Source organism: Nocardioides sp. P5_C9_2 (assembly GCF_054049555.1).
Map to the genome: position 1 here is coordinate 1 of NZ_JBFUMD010000644.1, position 1,671 is coordinate 1,671.

Genomic DNA, 1,671 nt, shown 5'->3' on the forward strand with positions numbered 1-1,671 from the left:
GAACCCGGACAGCCGGTCGTGGACGCCGTCCAGGGCGGTGAGGAAGACGACCGGCGCCGACTGGCCGGCCGACCGCAAGGCCTGGGTGACGTCGCGCCCGTCGGAGTCGGGGAGCCCGATGTCCATGACCAGCACGTCGACGTTGCTGTCGGCTCCGAACAGGCGGAGCGCCTCGCCGCCGTCGTGGGCGCCCAGGACCTCGTGCCCGGCGCGCTGGAGCGCCTGACCGACGAGGCGACGGATGGCGGCGTCGTCCTCACACACGCCGACCAGCACGGTCCTCAGTCTCCGCTCGAGGAGCTCGACGAGCTCACCGAGTCTCCCCACGCCGACCGCGCCCCCGAGTCGCCGACGCGATAGACCTGCACGGTCGAGGCGAGCGCAGCGATCACGGCGAGCACGGCGACCACCTGGATCGCCCGTCCGGCCGGGGCTCCGTCCGCGGCGTCGTTGCGGCGCTGGAGGTAGACGAGGAGCGCGGACAGGATCAACAGCGCCAGGGCGAACCAGACCAGCGTGTCACCGAGCTCGGCGTGCTCACCCGGACTGCCCACCCGCTCCTCCAGCGACTCGCCGCTGGACGTCGCCACCGGGCACAGCACGGTGGCGACCAGGGCGGAACCGACGACCAGGGGACCGTACGGCCGCCGCCAGCGGGGCCGCAGCGCGATGGCGATCGTGCCCAGGGTGGCCAGGGGCAGGAGCACCACGATCGCGTGCACGACCAGTGGATGGACTGGGATGCCGTTGACGAGGTCGAACATGGGTGCTCCTCAGGGATGGGGGCTCGGTGCGGACTCGGTGCGGCCGCGATGACGACCCCATCAGTCTCGCGGTCCAACCTGCCAGCAACCTGACCGCCGCGGGACCCCCTCCTAGGAGTCCGGAGGACCCGAGGCCTCCCCCCGGGGCCAGGGGCCGCCCGAGCCGGAGGCATGAACCGCAGACCGAAGCGGGCCCCCGCACCCGGATGGGGTGCGGGGGCTCCGTCAGGACCGGCGAGCGGGGTGGGCTCAGAAGGTCGTGGCGTCGATGACGAACCGGTAGCGGACGTCGGAGGCGAGCACGCGCTCGTACGCCTCATTGATCTGGTCGGCCTCGATCACCTCGACGTCGGCACCGAAGCCGTGCTCGGCGCAGAAGTCGAGCATCTCCTGGGTCTCCGCGATGCCACCGATCATCGAGCCCGAGTAGGAACGACGGTTGGTGAGCAGCGAGAAGACGTTGAGGCTCAGGGGCTCGGCAGGAGCGCCCACGTTGACCAGCGAGCCGTTGACGTTGAGCAGGCCGAGGTAGGCGCTCACGTCGATCTTCGCGCTGACGGTGTTGATGATCAGGTCGAACGAGCTGGCGAGAGCCTCGAACGTGTCGGGGTCGCTGGTGGCGTAGTAGTGGTCGGCGCCCAGCCGGATGCCGTCCTCCTGCTTCTTCAGCGACTGCGACAGCACGGTGACCTCGGCGCCCATGGCGTGGGCGATCTTGACGGCCATGTGGCCGAGTCCGCCGAGGCCGACGATGGCGACCTTCTTGCCGGGGCCGGCCTGCCAGTGCTTCAGCGGGGAGTACGTCGTGATCCCGGCGCACAGCAGCGGTGCGGCGGCGGCCGGGTCGAGTCCGGCGGGGACGGACAGGACGTAGTCGGCGTCGACGACGACGTGGGTGGAGTAGCCC

At 71.0% G+C, this 1,671-nt stretch carries 3 protein-coding genes; all 3 read right to left on the bottom strand.

Features of this window, described 5'->3' with window-relative positions; genetic code table 11:
* A partial coding sequence (locus ACXJKL_RS20560) for a response regulator (protein ID WP_457208851.1) occupies window positions 1-276 on the bottom strand: 276 nt, incomplete at its 3' end.
* A 5-nt stretch (window positions 277-281) separates the two neighbouring features.
* On the bottom strand, window positions 282-764 hold the full coding sequence (locus tag ACXJKL_RS20565; RefSeq protein ID WP_457208852.1) for a DUF2231 domain-containing protein: 483 nt from the start codon (window positions 762-764) through the stop codon (window positions 282-284).
* Window positions 765-1,013: 249 nt separating this feature from the next.
* On the bottom strand, window positions 1,014-1,671 hold a 658-nt coding region (locus ACXJKL_RS20570; protein WP_457208853.1), incomplete at its 5' end, for an NAD(P)-dependent alcohol dehydrogenase.

What these genes read in the sequence shown, in the direction of transcription:
- ACXJKL_RS20565 (WP_457208852.1), bottom strand. Translation starts at nt 764, where the DNA reads ATGTTCGACCTCGTCAACGGCATCCCAGTCCATCCACTGGTCGTGCAC.